Source organism: Roseinatronobacter thiooxidans, from assembly GCF_001870675.1.
In the GTDB taxonomy this organism is placed as follows: domain Bacteria; phylum Pseudomonadota; class Alphaproteobacteria; order Rhodobacterales; family Rhodobacteraceae; genus Roseinatronobacter; species Roseinatronobacter thiooxidans.
On the sequence record NZ_MEHT01000011.1, the window covers coordinates 45011 to 61592 of the forward strand.

The following is a 16582-nucleotide window of genomic DNA, read 5'->3' on the forward strand; positions in this document are numbered from 1 at the left end:
CTGTGTGCAGGGTGCGGGCCGGACTGTCACAGCTTAGTTTGCCGCAGCGATTGCGTCCTGAAATGCGCCCACAATCTCGTCGCCGACGCGTGCTGCCCATTGGTCAAAGGCGGGTTTGGTGGCTTCGCGGAACGCTGCCAGTTCCTCGTCAGTTGGTTCATAGACTTCCATGCCCTGTTCGCGCAGAAACTCTATGCCGGTGGCGGTGCCTTCGCGGGTAATCTCGCGCTGATAGGCCATGGCTTCCTGTGCCGTCTCGCGCAGGATTGTCTGCATATCGGCATCATAGCTGTCCCATTTCGCCTGCGAGATGCCAAGGAAGATGGGGTCATAGGAATAATGCCACGCGGTCAGGTATTTCTGCACTTCATACACCTGCTGCGGAATGATCACAGCGCCGATGGGGTTTTCCTGCCCGTCAACCACGCCCTGTTGCAGCGCCGACATTGTCTCGCCCCACTGCATCTGCTGGGGGTTCGCACCCAGCGCGTTCATCACGTCGATATACATCGGCCCTGCCACACGCATGTTCAGCCCGCGCATATCTTCGGGGCTGCGGATGGGGCGGGTGTTGTTGGTGACTTCACGAAAGCCATTCTCGCCCCATGCAAGCACGACAATGCCTTTTTCCAGCAAGATTTCCGACAGCATTTCGCCGGGTGCACCTTGGGTGGTGGCGTCCACCTGCTCATAGTTGGAATACAGGTAGGGCAGCGAGAAGACAGCCATTTCCGGCACCAGCGGGGTTACGTTGATGGCCGATGTGACCACCAGATCCAGCGCGCCGCGCCCGACCATTTCGGCCTGCCGCATCTGGTCGCCGCCAGACAGTTGCGCATTTGGGAAAACGCGCACATCCAGCGCGCCGCCGGTGCGTTCGGCCAGCAACTCGCCAAACTTCTCAGCACCCTGATGCCAAGTGGTGGTGTCGCCGGTGTTATGCGACAGGCGCAGCGTTTCTGCGCTGACAGCGCTGAAGCTGAATGCCGTTGCAAGGGCTGCGGCAAGGGTTGTGCCATATAGACGTGCAAAGCTCATAAGTATTTCCTCCTCCAGTGGCGCGGGCCGTATATGGGGCAGCCGCTTTAATTATTGTTCAGATAGTGGACCCCATTTTTTCCTGAATGCAAGAAAAACTTGCAACCTGCCTGATTAAAAAACAATATGTCGATAAAGCGGGCCAGTTATGGCATGTGAACAGAAATCAATGGTCCATATTATGAAGCTTGATCCAACAGATTCGGCCATGGGTGGCGCGCAAAGCGTGGACCGCGCGCTTGCGCTTTTGTCCCTGATCGGGCGGCACTCTGCTTCGGGAATAGCGCTGTCAGGGCTTGTCACAGAATCGGGCTTGAACAAGGCCACAGTGCGCAGGCTTGTGCTGGCGCTGATGCGCGCGGGGCTGGTTGAACAGGATGCGGGCACGCGCAACTATCACTTGGGCGAAGACGCGTATTTGCTGGGCCTGCTGGCGCAGGGCCGCCACGGGCTGTTGTCGCAGGCGATGGAGCAGGTGCAGCGCCTTGCGCGGGACACGGGCGATGCGGCCTTTATCTCTGTGCGGCGGGGGTTGTATTCGGTCTGTCTGCACCGCGAGGATGGCGGGCACCCGATCCGCACCTATGCCCTAATGCCCGGCGGGCACCATCCGCTGGGGGTTGGGGCAGGTTCGCTTGCGATGCTCGCGGCCCTGCCCGATGCCGAAGTGGATGCGGTGATTGCCGCCAATCATGCAGAAGTAACGCGCAGCTATCCGCGTCTGAACCCCGACAGCCTGCGCGCGCAAGTGGCTGAAACGCGCGAGGCGGGAATCGCCCTGAACCCCGGCCTGATTTTCGAGGATTCATGGGGTCTGGGCGCCGCGCTGCATGGCCCTGACGGGCAGTTGGTGGGGGCTGTTTCCCTTGCCGCTGTGGAAAGCCGCATGAGGATGCCACGCCGCGCGGAACTTGAACACAGATTGCGGGAAACCACCCGCGCGATTGCGGCGCGATTGACCCGCACCCAGCAGGAGGACATTCAATGACACAGGCGCAGATCATCGGCTGGGGCCATACGGTCTTTGGCAAATCCGACCACCCCGACACCGAAACCCTGATGGCCGAGGCCGTCGCGCAGGCGCTGGAGCATGCGCAGATCGGCGCGGAAGATGTCGATGGCATTTTCGCGGGCGTGTTCAACAACGGTTTCTCGAAACAGGATTTTCAGGGCGCACTGGTTGCGATGGGGGATGCACGCTTTGCCCATACCCCTGCCACACGGTTCGAGAATGCCTGCGCCACAGGATCGGCGGCATTGCATGGCGCGATGGATTTTATCGAAGCGGGGCGCGGGCGCATCGCGCTTGTCGTGGGGGCCGAAAAGATGACGGCCACGCCTATTGCCGAAGTTGGCGATATCCTTCTGGGGGCCAGCTACCGCGCTGAGGAAGCGGATGTCGAGGGCGGCTTTGCAGGGCTGTTCGGGCAGATCGCCCAAGGTTATTTCCAGCGCTATGGCGACCGCTCGGAAGAATTGGCGATGATCGCGGCCAAGAACCACGCCAATGGCATGGCCAACCCCTATGCGCATATGCGCAAGGATTTCGGCGTGGCGTTCTGCAACACTGTGTCCGAGAAGAACCCGCGTGTGGCAGGCCCGCTGCGGCGGACTGATTGCTCGCTTGTGTCGGACGGGGCGGCAGTGCTGGTGCTGGCAGATGCGCAAACGGCAGCATCCATGCCGCGCGCTATCGGGTTTCGGGCGCGGGTGCAGGCCAATGACATCATGGCGCTGTCGCGCCGCGATGTGCTGGAATTTCGCGGCGCGCGCATGGCCTGGGGTCGCGCGCTGGAACAGGCAGGCGTCACGCTGGACGACCTGAGCCTTGTGGAATCGCATGATTGTTTCACCATCGCCGAGATGCTGGAATACGAAGCGATGGGACTGGCCGAGGCAGGGCAGGGCCACCGCGTGATCCGCGAAGGTGTCACGCAGAAAACAGGCCGCCTGCCGGTCAACCCCTCCGGCGGGTTGAAAGCCAAGGGCCATCCGATTGGGGCAACGGGCGTGTCGATGCATGTCATGGCCGCGATGCAATTGACGGGCGAGGCAGGCGAGATGCAGATCGAGGGCGCAAAACTGGCGGGCGTGTTCAATATGGGCGGCGCTGCGGTGGCCAATTACGTCTCGATCATGGAGCGGGTGAAATGAGGGCGGACCTGTCGCAAGGGGTGACCCCCTATTCAACCCGCGTCATGAACCTGTCGCATCTTCTGTCCGAAAGCGCGCGGCGGCTGGGCGGCGGGGTGGGCTTTGTCTGGGGCGATGCGACATGGAGCTGGGCCGAGATGGAGGCGCGCGCGCGCGCCTTCGCCGCAGCACTGGCGCAGGACTATGGCATCACCAAGGGCGACCGGGTGCTGGTGCAATCGGCCAATTGCAACCAGATGTTCGAAGCGATGTTCGCCTGCTGGCGGGTGGGCGCGGTCTGGGTGCCTGCGAATTACCGACTGTCGCCGGATGATCTGGCAGGGCTTGCGCAATCGTCGGGCGCGACGCTGCTGCTATGCGGCGCGCAGTTCCCTGACCATGCGCGCGCCTGCGCGGCCCATGTCGACGCCACCATTCTGATTGGCCCCGAATATGAGGGGCTTGTGGCGCGCCATCTGGGCGCTGTCCCCGAACCTGTCCTTGTGCAGCGCGATGATCCGGCGTGGTTCTTCTTCACCTCTGGCACCACCGGAAAGCCCAAGGCGGCGGTGCTGACGCATGGGCAACTGGCCTTTGTCGTCACCAACCACCTGTGCGACCTGATGCCCGGCACAGGGCCGGATGATGCCTCTCTCGTGGTGGCGCCGCTGTCGCATGGCGCGGGGATTCACCAGTTGGCGCAAGTGGCGCATGGGGTGAAAACCATCCTGCCTGCGGGCGAGAAATTCGACCCCGATCAGGTCTGGGCGATGGTCGCGCGCTGGCGGGTGACCAACATGTTCACCGTGCCCACCATCGTCAAACTGCTGGTCGAACACCCCAGCGTGGACCAGCACGACCATTCCAGCCTGCGCTATGTCATCTATGCCGGCGCGCCCATGTACCGCGCCGACCAGTCCCGCGCACTGGAAAAGCTGGGGCCTGTTCTGGTGCAGTATTTCGGGCTGGGCGAGGTGACAGGCAATATTACCGTGCTGCCGCCTGCGCATCATCATCTGGACGATGCAACTATGCGCATCGGGTCTTGCGGTTTCGCGCGCACGGGCATGCAGGTGCAAATCCAGAATGCAGCGGGCGACGAGGTCGGCTTTGGCGAGACGGGCGAGATTGCTGTCATTGGCCCCGCCGTCTTTGCCGGATATTACAACAACGCGCAGGCCAATGAGAAAAGCTTTCGCAATGGCTGGTTCCTGACGGGCGATCTGGGCCATATGGATGCGCAGGGCTTTGTCTATCTGACAGGGCGCGCGTCAGACATGTATATCTCGGGCGGATCAAACATCTACCCGCGCGAGATTGAAGAGAAGCTGCTGGAACACCCCGAGGTGTCGGAAGTGGCAGTTTTGGGTGTGCCGGACCCTGTCTGGGGCGAGGTGGGCATGGCGGTTTGCGTGCCGGTTGCAGGCGCGGAACCCGATGGGGTGTTGGAGTGGCTGGCACCGCGCCTGTCACGCTACAAGATGCCCCGCTATGTGGTGTTCTGGGACGCGTTGCCCAAATCGGCCTATGGCAAGATCACCAAGAAAATGATCCGCGAGGAGCTGGAAGCGCGCGGCCAGTTGCCGGGGCAGGGGGGCTAGGGCGCGCCATGCGCAAGATCACCCATCCCGGCCCGCGCGCGCATAGGCGCGCAGATGTCCTGCCCTGTCAGGCCGTGCCCGTTTGCCTGACGCTGCGCGCAGGGCAAACCCTGACGCGCGCCATCACCGATGGGCTGGCACAGGCGGGGTTCAAAAGCGGGTATCTGCGCCTTGACGGGGCTGTTTTGTCCCCCATGGGCTATGTCACGCCCGCCCCTGCGCCGGGGGATGGGCATGCCGCGTGGTATAGCCAGACCTGTACACAGCCCTTGGCGCAAATCCGGCATGGCGGCGCGCATCTGGGGGTGCGGGAGGGTGCGGCCTTTGTCCATTGCCATGCCCTGTGGCAGGATCAGGCCATGGGCCATGTTCTGTGCGATGACAGCGTGATTTCGCAAGATGTAAGCGTCAGCGGCTGGGGCTTGCGCGGTGCCGGGCTGGTGGCGCAGCCTGATGCAGAGACGCTGTTCACCCTGTTCCGCCCTGAAGTTACACGCCCCCCGCCAGCGGCGAATGCCTGTCTGATAACCCTGCGCCCCAATCAGGATATTTGCCGCGCGCTGCTGGATATTGCCCAAGACCATCAGATCGCGCAGGCCCGTATTGAGGGGATTGGCAGCCTTGTCGGAACTGTGTTTGAGAATGCTGCAAGCCTTGAAAGCTACGCGACAGAGTTGCTGATCATTGAAGGTAATCTGCATGGGGGCAAGACGCGGCTGACAGCCGCCTCGGTCGGGTTTGACGGGGCAGGCCAGCAAGGGGTTTTGCGCGCAGGCGAGAATGCAGTTTGCGTGACCGCCGAATTGCTGATGATCTTTGCCCCTGAGTAGGGGTAAGGGCGCAAATATGGGGTGCCGTGGCGCGCGCGGGTCGGGTTCCCAAAGGCAGCGCATCTGTCTGAAAGCCGCCCCCACGCGTGGGGGCTGTGCTTGCCTATAGAATACCGATAGCTGTCATGCGCGCTTGCCCATCTGCGCCACGCCCAGAACTTCCAGCACTTTGGCCTCGATATGGGGGGCGTTCATGGCGGCCACGTCATACATGGCGCGCGGGCTGGCCTGATCGATGAAAATATCGGGCAACACCATAGAGCGGTATTTCAGCCCGTGATCGAACACACCTTCATCCGCCAGAAGTTGCGCGACATGGCTGCCAAACCCGCCCACGGCACCTTCTTCAATGGTGATCAGCGCTTCATGCGTGCGCGCCAGTTCAAGGATCATCTCGCGGTCAAGCGGTTTGGCAAAGCGCGCATCGGCCACGGTTGGGGTGATCCCCTTGGCCCCCAGTGCTTCGCAGGCTTTCAGCACTTCGCCCAAACGCGTGCCAAAGGACAGGATCGCCACGCGCTTGCCTTGCCGGATCATGCGGCCCTTGCCGATTTCCAGCGGCACACCTTTGGCGGGCATCTCGACGCCCTCCCCCTCGCCACGCGGAAAGCGAAAGGCGATGGGGCCGTCGTCATGCGCGACTGCCGTGGCGACCATATGCACCAGTTCCGCCTCATCCGCGGCGGCCATGACCACAAAGCCCGGCAGATTGGCAAGAAAGGCCACATCATAGCTGCCTGCATGGGTCGCGCCATCTGCGCCCACCAGCCCTGCGCGATCGATCGCAAAGCGCACCGGCAGGCGCTGGATGGCCACATCATGCACCACCTGATCATAGCCGCGTTGCAGGAAGGTCGAATACATCGCGCAAAAGGGTTTCATCCCGCCTGCGGCCAGCCCCGCGCAAAAGGTGACGCCATGCTGTTCGGCAATGGCCACATCGAACATGCGTTTGGGGAAGTGTTTGGCAAACAGGTCCAGCCCTGTGCCATCGGGCATGGCGGCGGTAACAGCCACGATCTTGTCATCGTTCTGCGCCTGCGCGATCAGGCTTTCAGCAAAAACCTTGGTATAGCTTGGCGCGTTGGAAGGTGATTTATGCTGCTTGCCGGTGACAAGGTCGAACTTGGCGCGCGCATGGCCCCTGTCGGCGGCCCCTTCGGCAGGCGCGTAGCCTTTGCCTTTTTGGGTCAGCACATGCACCAGCATCGGTTCATCCGCGCGCTCGCGCAGGGTGCGGAACACCCACAAAAGCTGGTCCAGATCATGCCCGTCAATGGGGCCAAGATAGTTGAAGCCCAATTCCTCGAACAAGGTGCCGCCGACGGTGACATGCTTGAGCAGGTCTTTCGCGCGCCGCGCCCCTTCCTGAAACGGGCCGGGCAGCAGCGAGATTGCGCCTTTCATCGCCTGCTTGAGGTCTTGCACAGGTTTGTCGACATAGATGCGCGACAGGTAGCTGGACATGGCGCCGGTGGGCGGTGCAATCGACATTTCATTGTCATTGAGCACCACAAACATGCGCTTGCCCAGATGGCCCGCATTGTTCAGCGCCTCGAATGCCATGCCCGCGCTGATAGAGCCGTCACCGATCACGGCAATCGCATCGCCCAGTGCCGGGTCAGGTGCGCCGCCCAATTCGCGCGCCATGGTAAAGCCCAAGGCGGCCGAGATCGAGGTGGAACTATGAGCCGCGCCAAACGGGTCATAGGGCGATTCTGAGCGTTTGGTGAAACCCGACAGCCCGTCTTGCTGGCGCAGGGTGCGGATACGGTCGCGCCGCCCTGTCAAAATCTTATGCGGGTAGCATTGGTGCGAGACGTCCCAGATCAGCCGGTCGCGCGGGGTGTCAAACACGGCATGCAATGCAACTGTCAGTTCCACAACACCCAGGCCCGCCCCCAGATGCCCGCCTGTTTCGGACACAGCCGAGATGGTTTCCGCGCGCAATTCATCCGCCAGCTGGCGCAGTTCGCGGTCATTAAGCGACTTCAGGTCGGCAGGTGTCTTGACCTTGTCCAGCAGCGGGGTTTGAGTCATGCCTTCACCTATTCATCCACCATATGGCGCAACGCCCGCGCCTGTCAGTTGCTGCGGGCGATAACGAATTGCGCAGCCTCGCGCAACTGTTGTGCGTCATTGCCATAGACCTGCAACGCCTCTTGTGCTTCGGCAATCAGGTCGCGGGCGCGGGCTTTCGCACCATCAAGGCCAAGCAATGACACAAAGGTTGCCTTGCCTGCGGCCTCATCCTTGTGCAGGCGCTTTCCTGCCAGTGCCGCATCGCCTTCAACATCGAGGATGTCATCGGCGATCTGGAACGCAAGCCCCAGCGCGCGGGCATAGGCGGCCAGATGGGTGGGGTCAGCCCCCACCATCCGCGCGCCCGCGCAGGCCGACCATTCGATCAGCGCGCCGGTTTTGCCCGCTTGCAGCGCTGTGATTTCGTCCAGTGACAGGGGCGTGGCGGCAGTTTCGGCGGCGATGTCCAGCGCTTGACCCAGCACCATGCCAGCACCCCCCGCCGCATGCGCCAGCGAGGCGATCAGCGCCAGCCGCGCCTGCGGCATAGGCGCGGCATCGTCACGCGCCAGCAAGCCAAAGGCCAGGGTTTGCAGCGCATCGCCCACAAGAATGGCGGTCGCTTCGTCCCATTTCACATGCACTGTCGGCTGGCCACGGCGCAGATCGTCGTCATCCATCGCGGGCAGGTCGTCATGCACCAGCGAATAGGCGTGAATTGCCTCTATCGCACTTGCGGCCTGCACTGCCATCTCGGGCGCGATTCCATGCAGGCGGGCGGATTCGAGCACCAGAAACCCGCGCAGTTTCTTGCCGCCGCGCGCGGCATAGGCCATGGCTGCCCGTACCGGAGTGTCGGGCAGAGCAGCGATTTCGGCTTGCAGCCGCGCTTCGGTCAGACCTGCTGCCACCTTTAGCGCCGTGGCGAAACCGCTCATGCCGAGAATGGCTCCGTGCCCTTGGGGGTGCCGTCTTCGGACAGGCGGATCGCCTCGACCCGCATCTGGGCTTCATTCAGGCGGGTTTCGCAGTGCTTCTTCAGCTCTGCCCCGCGTTCATACAATGTGATCGACTGGTCCAGCGGCACATCACCGCGTTCCAGACGGGTGACAATCTCTTCCAGCCCGCGCAGGGCGTCTTCAAAGCTCATCTCGGTTACAGGTTTGTCGCTCATGCGCCCTTCTCCATCAAGACACGGATATGCGCCGCGACACTGCGGCTGAGTGCCTCCAGATCATATCCCCCTTCCAGCACCGAAACCAACCGCCCCGAACAATGGCGCACGGCAATGTCGCACAGCGCGCCGGTGACCCATGCGAAATCATCTTCCAGCAGGTCAAGCTGGGCCAGCGGGTCGTCACGATGGGCATCGAATCCGGCGGAGACCAGCACCAGTTCCGGCGCAAAGCGGTCCAGTTGCGGCAGGACCATATCTTCGTAAATCTGGCGGAACTTTGCCCCGTCCGTTCCGGGGGGCAGGGGGATGTTCATGACATTGCCAAAAGCGCCACGTTCATCGGTCTTGCCGGTGCCGGGCCAAAGCGGCATCTGGTGGCTGGACACGAAAAAGGCGCGCTGCTCGTCCCACAAAAGGTCTTGCGTGCCATTGCCATGATGCACATCGAAATCGACAACCGCGACACGCTGCAAACCGTGGTGTTCCAGTGCGTGGCGTGCGGCAATCGCAACCGTGCCGAACAGGCAAAAGCCCATGGGTGTTGCGCGTTCGGCATGGTGGCCGGGGGGGCGCATGCCCACAAAGGCGTTTTGTGCCCTGTCCTGCATGACCAGATCAACCGCATGACATGCCCCGCCAACACCGCGCAGCGCCGCATTCAGCGACCCGTGCGAGACATGCGTATCGGCGTCCAGTTGGTAGATGCCCGCCGCCGGAATGGCCTGGCGAATGCGGGTCACATACTGTTCGGGGTGGCACAGCAAAAGCTGCGCGTCATGTGCCAAGGGCGCATCCAGCCGCATCAGCCCTGCAAATTCCGGTGTGTCCAATGCCGCATGGATCGCCGTGATCCGGGCGATCTGCTCGGGGTGACCGGCGGGGGTTTCATGCGCAAGGGCGTCGGGGTGTGTGAGGTAAGCTGTCGTCATGGCGCGAAGCTAATCTATTGGTCAGGGCGGGGGAAGAGCGATTCTTTGGGTTCGGGTGCTTGTCGGCGCTGCGCGGGGGTGTCAGTGTCGGCGCAGGGCTTTGGTGCCAAAGACGATAAGGAAAAATTGCATATGACGCCGAATAAAACATTATCTATCCTGACCCCGCCTTCGCCCGAACATCGCTTGCTGAGCGATCCCGACATGGCCGTGGCCTGTCTGGAAGAGATGTATGCGACATCTACAAAATTTCTGGTCGATGCGTTCAACGCTGTGGTCAGCGGCGAGAACACCTCGGCGCGGTATCGGGCGTTTTACCCTGAAATCCGCTTTGTCACCTCGCGCTATGATCAGGTCGATTCGCGGCTGAGTTTCGGGCATGTCTCGGAGCCGGGCAGCTATGCGTCGAGTGTGACGCGCCCTGACCTGTTCCGCCATTACCTGCGCCAGCAAATCTCGTTGCTGATGCAGAACCATAATGTGCCGGTCAGCATTGGCCCCTCGACCACGCCTATTCCGCTGCATTTCGCCATGGCAGGGCGCGGCGATGTCAGCTTGCCGGAAAATGGCGAACTGACCTTGTCTTTGCGCGATTTGTTCGATGTGCCCGATCTGGCCACCACGAATGATGACATTGTCAACGGCGACCGCGCCCGCAACGAGGATGGATCGCTGCCGCTGTCGCTGTTCACCGCGCAGCGTATCGACTACTCACTGGCGCGGCTGGCCCATTACACCGCCACCGACCCCGAGCATTTCCAGAACCACATCCTGTTTACCAACTACCAGTTTTATGTGGACGAGTTCGAGGCTTTCGCCCGCGAACAGTTGCGCGACCCCGATAGCGGCTACACCGCCTTTGTTGCGCCGGGCAATTTCAAACTGACGGACCCGGATGGCGAGATTGCGCCGCTGCCGCGCCTGCCGCAAATGCCGACCTATCACCTGAAGCGTGCGCGCGGCGCGGGGATCACGCTGGTCAATATCGGGGTTGGCCCCTCGAATGCGAAAACCGCCACTGACCACATTGCCGTTTTGCGCCCGCATGCGTGGCTGATGGTGGGCCATTGCGCGGGGCTGCGCAACAGTCAGGCGTTGGGCGATTTCGTGCTGGCCCATGCGTATTTGCGCGAAGACAATGTGCTGGATGCGGATCTGCCTGTCTGGGTGCCCATCCCTGCCCTGGCTGAAATCCAGATTGCCTTGCAAGATGCGGTGGCGCAGGTCACCCAGCTGGAAGGGTATGCGCTGAAACAGATCATGCGCACCGGCACGGTGGCCACAATCGACAACCGCAATTGGGAATTGCGCGACCAGTCCGGCCCTGTGCAGCGCCTAAGCCAGTCGCGCGCGATTGCGCTGGATATGGAAAGCGCGACCATCGCCGCCAACGGGTTCCGGTTCCGCGTGCCCTACGGCACTTTGCTATGCGTGTCCGACAAGCCCTTGCATGGCGAATTGAAGCTGCCCGGCATGGCGTCGTCTTTCTACAAGACCCAAGTGGCGCGCCATTTGCAAATCGGGATTCGCGCCATGGAACTGCTGCGCGACATGCCGCTAGAGAAAATTCACAGCCGAAAATTGCGCTCTTTTAGCGAGACGGCGTTTCTGTAGGGCGGGTTTTATGCCCTTTTGGGTGGAAAAGCTGGTTTTTCTGCGGTTGGGGTGATTGCCAGTCCCTGAAATCTCGGGCTAGATGCGCCCTGCAATGCAACGCATCGTTGAGCGGCGCCAAGGCGTCGCTTTCAGTAATATGACACATCTTAAGGAGTTCAAGATGACCGCTAAACCGATGACCAAGACCCAGCTTGTCGCAGCATTGGCCGAAAAGATGGACGCTGACAAGAAAACCGCAGCAGCCGCGCTGGATGCTGTATCGGAACTGGTCATGCAGGAGGTTTCCGCCGGTGGCGCGATCACGCTGCCCGGTATTGGCAAGATCATGTGCCGCGCCCGCCCCGAGCGTCAGGTGCGCAACCCTGCCACAGGCGAGACGATGACCAAAGAAGCCGACAAGGCTGTGAAGGTCACCATCGCAAAAGCATTGAAAGACGCGGTCAACGGCTAACATGCCGGTTGGACAGTTTTTGAAAGGGCCACCCGTTTTTGGGTGGCCTTTTTCATGCGTGATGGCACCGCGGATGGCCGCCGACACATATCGGCCCTTGCATCTGTTCCCAAGACAGATAAGATCGCGCCTATAGTTGATGCGCTCTCCCTCGCATCCGTTGATGCAACGTATGACAAGATCATGCGATACTTCGCATGGTGGGAGAGATGATAATGAACAGACGCGGATTCCTCCAAAGCACGGGCGCAATGGCGCTGGGCATGGCTTTGCCACGACAGCTTTATGCGAGATCGACCTTGGAGCTTGGCGGCGCGCGGATTGATATGGTGTCTGACGGGCATCTGGAACTGCCCGCCGATATGATGCTGGAAAACATGCCTCAGGATGAGCTGGCCGAGATACTTGCCCGCTACGGCCTGAGCGGTGACCAGTTCGAGCCGCCTTGCAATCTGGTGCTGCTGCGCGACGGGCCGCGCACTGTGCTGTTTGATATTGGTGCAGGGCCGGATTTCATGCCAAGCGCCGGTCACATGTTGCAAGCGATGGATTCGCTTGGGGTCGCGCCGCAGGACATTACCCATCTGGTCATCACCCATGCCCATCCTGATCATATCTGGGGGCTGCTGGATGATTTTGATGAAGTTATGCTGCCCAACGCAGAAATCATGATGGGGCGCGCGGAATGGGATTACTGGATGGACCCCGACACAGTTGAAAGTATCGGTGCCGCGCGCCAGTCCTTTGCTGTGGGCGCACAGCGGCGGCTGGTCGAGGTTGAGGATCACATCACCTTGTTCGAGGATGGCGCCGAAGTTTTGCCGGGCATTCACGCAGTGGCAACCCCTGGCCACACCCCGGGGCATATGTCCTTTGCGCTGGATGCAGGCGGGCAGGGGCTGTTGGTGGCGGGCGATGCGCTGGTCAACCACCATCTGGCATTCGAGCGGCCGGACTGGCATTCCGGCTCTGATTTCGATCTTGAACAAGGGGCGCAAACACGGCTGCGCCTGCTGGACAGGATCACGGCAGATGACCTGACGATCTTGGGCTTTCATCTGCCCGAAGGCGGCATTGGCCGGGCAGAACGGCTTGCAGATAATCGCTATCGCTTCCACGCAGGAGTTTGAGATGACACGCATATCAGCATTTTGCGCAGCAGCTTTTTTATGGGCGGGTGCGGCCATCGCATCAGAGGATATTGCGGATAAATACCCGCAATCTGTCCTGTATAACAAGCCGGTCGAGGTAATCCCGAATGTCTGGACCAGCATCGGGGCGACGGCCCCGCCGACCTATGAAAACTCGGGCCATAACAACAACCTGAGTTTCATCATCACCGGCGAGGGGGTTGTGGTCGTCAATTCGGGCGCGTCCTATCAGATCGCGCAGGCGCTGCATGGCGAAATCCGCGCGCGCACCGGCCAGCCGGTTATGCTGGTGATTGCCGAGAACGGGCAGGGCCATGCCATGCTGGGCAACAATTACTGGATTGAACAGGGCGTGCCAATTCTGGCCCATGTCGATGCCGCAGCAGAGTTCGAGAAGGATTCCGGCCAAGCCTTTGCCAGCCTTCAGAACTACGCGCGCGAGAAATCTGAAGGCACGACACCGATGCAACCCACCCAGATTTTTGAGGATCGCGTCGAGATGACGATGGGCGAGTTTCGCATCGAAGTGTTGTATCTTGGCCCCGCCCACAGCCCCGGCGACACACAGGTGTGGCTGCCAGAGCAGTCACTTGTGATTGCGGGGGACATCGCCTTTCAGGAACGCATGCCCCCGATATTCGAGGGGACCTGCACATCGTGCTGGATTGAAACATGGGAAGACGCCTTTGAACCGCTGGGCGCAACCTATGTGATTCCGGGCCATGGCCACCCCACCAATATGGCACAGGTGCGCCGTTATACGCATGATTATCTGGTCTGGCTGCGTGCGCGTATTGCCGAGCATATTGATGAGGGCGGTGATTTGAGCACAGCCTATTATGTCGATCAGTCGCCCTACACCCATCTGGACACGTTCGAGGAATTGGCCACGCGCAACGCGGGCGTTGTCTTTGCCGAGATGGAGTGGGAATAAACCCCTGCCAGTTGGGCGCGGTGCGCGCGGCCCGACTGGACATTGCGCGCATCTCGGGCGACATAACGGGGCATGAGCAAACACATCCTGTCCGACCGCCAGATCACCGCGCTGACACAGATGCGCCACGCATTGCACCAAGCCCCCGAAGTGTCGGGGGGCGAGGGGGCGACAGCGGCTATGGTTGCCCAATTCCTGCGCGAAACCGGCCCCGATCAGGTGATCACGGGGCTGGGCGGGCATGGGCTGGCCGTTATCTATGACAGTGGCCAACCGGGGCCGTCTGTCATGTTTCGCGCAGAACTCGATGCGCTGCCGATCATGGAACGGACGGGGCTGGGCTACGCTTCGCGTACCCCCGGCGTTGCGCATCTGTGCGGGCATGACGGGCATATGGCTATTGTCGCGGGCCTTGGGCTGTGGCTGGGGGAAATGCGGCCTGCGCGCGGGCGGGTGATCTTGCTGTTCCAACCCGCCGAGGAAACCGGCGCAGGTGCGCGCGCGGTGTTGAATGACCCGCAATTTGCGCCACTGCGCCCCGATTGGGCCTTCGCGCTGCACAATATGCCGGGCATGGCGCGGGGCGCGGTCGCTGTTGGCGCAGGGCCTGCAAGCTGCGCCTCGGTCGGGTTGCGGTTTTGCTATCAGGGGCAAGAGGCGCATGCCTCGCTGCCCGAAACAGGTGCATCGCCCGCGCCTGCCTTGGGCGCACTGATGGACGGTGTCGCGCGCTATGCAAGTGTGCAGCCGATGGGGCCTGAATTTCGGCTGGCGACCTTGTGCCACCTGAATATGGGTGTGCCTGCTTTCGGTATTGCACCTGCGCAGGCACAGGCATTTGTGACCCTGCGCACCCTGAGTGATGCCGCGTTGGAGGGGTTCGAGGCTGAAATCTGCGCGCTTGCACATAACGCCGCGCAAGGTCTGGCGCTGGAGATCACACGCCACGACCATTTCAATGCAACCCTGAATGACCCGCAGGCCGCCGCCCATGTCGCGCGCGCTGCCAGCGCGTTGGGTGTGCCGAAGGGCGCGTTTGCCCTGCCCATGCGTGCCTCGGAAGATTTTGGCGCCTTCAGCGCGGCCACGCGCACAGCGCTGTTTTTCCTTGGTGCAGGCGAAACCCATCCGGCGCTGCACAATAACGACTACGATTTCCCCGATGCGCTGATCCCGACAGGGGTTTCAGTCTTTGCCCAAACGCTGGAAGATGTCTTGCAGGATGCATGAAAACACACCAAGCAGCGCCATGCGCGTGCGCGTGCGCGTGCGCTTCGCCATAAGCCATAGCGCAGCCTGCGCATATGGGGCAAAGTGACTTCAGGTTGACTATGTGTGAGGCTGGCACAAAGCCCCAATCGCCGATTTGCGGCCCACATCGCTTGCCCCACCATGGCCCGACACTGCGCGCCTTGCGATGATCAACTCGAAAGGGCGGCAGCCCAGATTTGTTTGCGATATTGCAGCGGCGAGACGCCCGCCCACCGCTTGAATGCCAGTGAGAACGCCGGTGTCGAGGAGTAGTCCAGCAACCCCCCGATACGTTCGATAGAGGCATGAGATTCGGTCAGCAGGCGCATAGCCATATTGCGGCGCACCTCGTCCAGCACTTCGCTGAAATTGGTGCCCTCGCTGGCCAGTTGGCGCTGAAGCTGTTTGACCGACAGGCCAAGCGCCTCTGCAATAAATTCGATATTGCAGTTTCCTGTGCCCACAACGCTGGGAATGGTCAGGGCAACAGTCATGCGTGCAGACTGATCATAGAGTGGCAAGTGATCGATCCTGTAGCGGATAAATCGCTGTATCAGGGGTTGCAACAAGCTGAGATTGCCATTCGTTCTGGCGTCTAACAGGTGGTCGGAAAACACAAGCTCATCAACGCTGGCGTCAAACTCTATCTTGCAGCCAAAAATTGCCTGATGCAGCGATAGGTCGGTGGGGGCAGAGTGAGAAAACCGCACAAGCAGCGGGTTCTCTTCCGGCAGGTTGGTGACACGCCGCGCCAACATGCAGGTCAGTGCAAAGATATGTTCGGTCTGCTGGCGCGAGGACAGAACAAAACTGTCGGCTGCATACCGATAGGTTGTCTGGCCAAATGTGGTCTGAGGGATTTTGCGAAAGTTGAAGCCGTTGGTATGATAGGAAATCGACCTGATGCCCAGATCAATCCATTCCCGAAAGGTCGCGGTGAAATACTCCAGCAGGGTCAGCGGGCCGAGATTGTGAAACTGGGGGGCAACCGCGCATGCCCATTCCAGCGCGAATGCGGGCCGCCCAAGCCGCCGCGCCGCAAGCTCTAGCAACAGCGCGTGGCGGCGGTAGGGGATAAGCAGGTCATGGTCGGTCAGCGCCGCGACCGGCAGTCCGGCTTCTTCGATCATGGCAATGGGGTCATGACCCATCTCCCTGACAAGGTCGCAGAACCCGATCATCGAATGCGCCCTGAGATACGCCTCGTTCTGGGGGGGCGCTGATTTGAAATTACGTGTCACGGTCGCGCCACTCGTACCAAATTCACAACGGGTTTCAAAAGTCATTTATCAATATGTCCTGAATTATTAAAAAAACGCTTCTCAAAAAACAAGTCCTGAAAGTTCTGGATTTAACAATCTGAACCCCTCTGGCTAAATCTTTTAGGTTATTGAATTAAAACGATAAATTTGCAACATCTGGTGACTCCATGCTTTAATTTCTGCTGG

15 protein-coding genes are annotated in these 16582 nt (G+C 60.9%); 9 read left to right on the forward strand and 6 right to left on the reverse strand.

Features of this window, described 5'->3' with window-relative positions:
* Nucleotides 1–33: 33 nt before the first annotated feature.
* Nucleotides 34–1038, reverse strand: coding sequence for a DctP family TRAP transporter solute-binding subunit (locus BG455_RS07135; RefSeq protein WP_071469297.1), 1005 nt, complete (start codon nt 1036–1038; stop codon nt 34–36).
* Between the two features lie 181 nt (nt 1039–1219).
* On the opposite strand from BG455_RS07135, the gene BG455_RS07140 reads away from it, so the two are divergent.
* The 4 genes from BG455_RS07140 to BG455_RS07155 are packed head-to-tail and all read left to right on the forward strand — an operon-like array spanning nt 1220 to nt 5602.
* Nucleotides 1220–2026: an IclR family transcriptional regulator gene (locus BG455_RS07140; protein WP_245735493.1), complete on the forward strand. Its 807-nt coding sequence runs from the start codon at nt 1220–1222 to the stop codon at nt 2024–2026.
* A complete protein-coding gene (locus BG455_RS07145) occupies nt 2023–3192 on the forward strand; it encodes an acetyl-CoA acetyltransferase (RefSeq protein WP_071469298.1) in 1170 nt (389 codons plus the stop codon). The genes BG455_RS07140 and BG455_RS07145 overlap by 4 nt, the downstream gene beginning before the upstream one ends.
* Nucleotides 3189–4772 (forward strand): acyl-CoA synthetase, encoded by a 1584-nt coding sequence (locus tag BG455_RS07150; protein WP_071469299.1) that lies wholly within the window; start codon nt 3189–3191, stop codon nt 4770–4772. The genes BG455_RS07145 and BG455_RS07150 overlap by 4 nt, the downstream gene beginning before the upstream one ends.
* A gap of 8 nt (nt 4773–4780) precedes the next feature.
* Nucleotides 4781–5602 carry a hypothetical protein gene (locus tag BG455_RS07155; protein WP_071469300.1) on the forward strand — a complete coding sequence of 274 codons (822 nt, stop codon included), beginning with the start codon at nt 4781–4783 and terminating at the stop codon, nt 5600–5602.
* A gap of 123 nt (nt 5603–5725) precedes the next feature.
* Here BG455_RS07155 and dxs read toward each other — a convergent pair whose 3' ends face one another.
* Genes dxs through BG455_RS07175 form a run of 4 tightly spaced genes read right to left on the reverse strand, consistent with a single transcriptional unit; the run spans nt 5726 to nt 9730 of the window.
* The gene (gene dxs, locus BG455_RS07160) at nt 5726–7642 is read right to left on the reverse strand and encodes a 1-deoxy-D-xylulose-5-phosphate synthase (protein WP_071469301.1); all 1917 of its coding nucleotides are present in this window, start codon (nt 7640–7642) and stop codon (nt 5726–5728) included.
* A 44-nt stretch (nt 7643–7686) separates the two neighbouring features.
* Nucleotides 7687–8562 carry a polyprenyl synthetase family protein gene (locus BG455_RS07165; protein ID WP_084386184.1) on the reverse strand — a complete coding sequence of 292 codons (876 nt, stop codon included), beginning with the start codon at nt 8560–8562 and terminating at the stop codon, nt 7687–7689.
* Nucleotides 8559–8798 (reverse strand): exodeoxyribonuclease VII small subunit, encoded by a 240-nt coding sequence (locus BG455_RS07170; protein ID WP_071469302.1) that lies wholly within the window; start codon nt 8796–8798, stop codon nt 8559–8561. The genes BG455_RS07165 and BG455_RS07170 overlap by 4 nt, the downstream gene beginning before the upstream one ends.
* On the reverse strand, nt 8795–9730 hold the full coding sequence (locus tag BG455_RS07175; RefSeq protein ID WP_071469303.1) for a histone deacetylase family protein: 936 nt from the start codon (nt 9728–9730) through the stop codon (nt 8795–8797). Before BG455_RS07175 ends, BG455_RS07170 begins: the two co-directional genes overlap by 4 nt.
* A gap of 132 nt (nt 9731–9862) precedes the next feature.
* Between BG455_RS07175 and BG455_RS07180 the strand changes: the two genes are divergently transcribed.
* The 5 genes from BG455_RS07180 to BG455_RS07200 all read left to right on the forward strand — a co-directional run bounded on the left by BG455_RS07180 (nt 9863) and on the right by BG455_RS07200 (nt 15113).
* Complete coding sequence (locus BG455_RS07180; RefSeq protein WP_071469329.1) at nt 9863–11344, forward strand: AMP nucleosidase; 1482 nt, start codon at nt 9863–9865, stop codon at nt 11342–11344.
* Between the two features lie 163 nt (nt 11345–11507).
* Nucleotides 11508–11798 carry an HU family DNA-binding protein gene (locus BG455_RS07185; protein WP_071469330.1) on the forward strand — a complete coding sequence of 97 codons (291 nt, stop codon included), beginning with the start codon at nt 11508–11510 and terminating at the stop codon, nt 11796–11798.
* A 215-nt stretch (nt 11799–12013) separates the two neighbouring features.
* Complete coding sequence (locus BG455_RS07190) at nt 12014–12928, forward strand: MBL fold metallo-hydrolase (RefSeq protein ID WP_342742039.1); 915 nt, start codon at nt 12014–12016, stop codon at nt 12926–12928.
* 1 nt (nt 12929) lies between these two features.
* The gene (locus tag BG455_RS07195) at nt 12930–13883 is read left to right on the forward strand and encodes an MBL fold metallo-hydrolase (RefSeq protein WP_071469304.1); all 954 of its coding nucleotides are present in this window, start codon (nt 12930–12932) and stop codon (nt 13881–13883) included.
* 72 nt (nt 13884–13955) lie between these two features.
* Nucleotides 13956–15113 (forward strand): amidohydrolase, encoded by a 1158-nt coding sequence (locus BG455_RS07200; protein ID WP_071469305.1) that lies wholly within the window; start codon nt 13956–13958, stop codon nt 15111–15113.
* A 191-nt stretch (nt 15114–15304) separates the two neighbouring features.
* Here the strand turns inward: BG455_RS07200 and BG455_RS07205 are convergent, their stop codons facing one another.
* Nucleotides 15305–16375: a helix-turn-helix transcriptional regulator gene (locus tag BG455_RS07205; protein WP_170124779.1), complete on the reverse strand. Its 1071-nt coding sequence runs from the start codon at nt 16373–16375 to the stop codon at nt 15305–15307.
* Between the last annotated feature and the right edge of the window lie 207 nt (nt 16376–16582).

Coding starts and splice junctions, on each gene's coding strand:
- BG455_RS07165 (WP_084386184.1), bottom strand. CDS start 8,562: ATGAGCGGTTTCGCCACGGCGCTAAAGGTGGCAGCAGGTCTGACCGAA.
- BG455_RS07200 (WP_071469305.1), top strand. CDS start 13,956: ATGAGCAAACACATCCTGTCCGACCGCCAGATCACCGCGCTGACACAG.
- BG455_RS07140 (WP_245735493.1), top strand. CDS start 1,220: ATGAAGCTTGATCCAACAGATTCGGCCATGGGTGGCGCGCAAAGCGTG.
- BG455_RS07180 (WP_071469329.1), top strand. CDS start 9,863: ATGACGCCGAATAAAACATTATCTATCCTGACCCCGCCTTCGCCCGAA.
- BG455_RS07170 (WP_071469302.1), bottom strand. CDS start 8,798: ATGAGCGACAAACCTGTAACCGAGATGAGCTTTGAAGACGCCCTGCGC.
- BG455_RS07155 (WP_071469300.1), top strand. CDS start 4,781: ATGCGCAAGATCACCCATCCCGGCCCGCGCGCGCATAGGCGCGCAGAT.
- BG455_RS07135 (WP_071469297.1), bottom strand. CDS start 1,038: ATGAGCTTTGCACGTCTATATGGCACAACCCTTGCCGCAGCCCTTGCA.
- BG455_RS07175 (WP_071469303.1), bottom strand. CDS start 9,730: ATGACGACAGCTTACCTCACACACCCCGACGCCCTTGCGCATGAAACC.
- dxs (WP_071469301.1), bottom strand. CDS start 7,642: ATGACTCAAACCCCGCTGCTGGACAAGGTCAAGACACCTGCCGACCTG.
- BG455_RS07190 (WP_342742039.1), top strand. CDS start 12,014: ATGAACAGACGCGGATTCCTCCAAAGCACGGGCGCAATGGCGCTGGGC.
- BG455_RS07185 (WP_071469330.1), top strand. CDS start 11,508: ATGACCGCTAAACCGATGACCAAGACCCAGCTTGTCGCAGCATTGGCC.
- BG455_RS07195 (WP_071469304.1), top strand. CDS start 12,930: ATGACACGCATATCAGCATTTTGCGCAGCAGCTTTTTTATGGGCGGGT.
- BG455_RS07145 (WP_071469298.1), top strand. CDS start 2,023: ATGACACAGGCGCAGATCATCGGCTGGGGCCATACGGTCTTTGGCAAA.
- BG455_RS07150 (WP_071469299.1), top strand. CDS start 3,189: ATGAGGGCGGACCTGTCGCAAGGGGTGACCCCCTATTCAACCCGCGTC.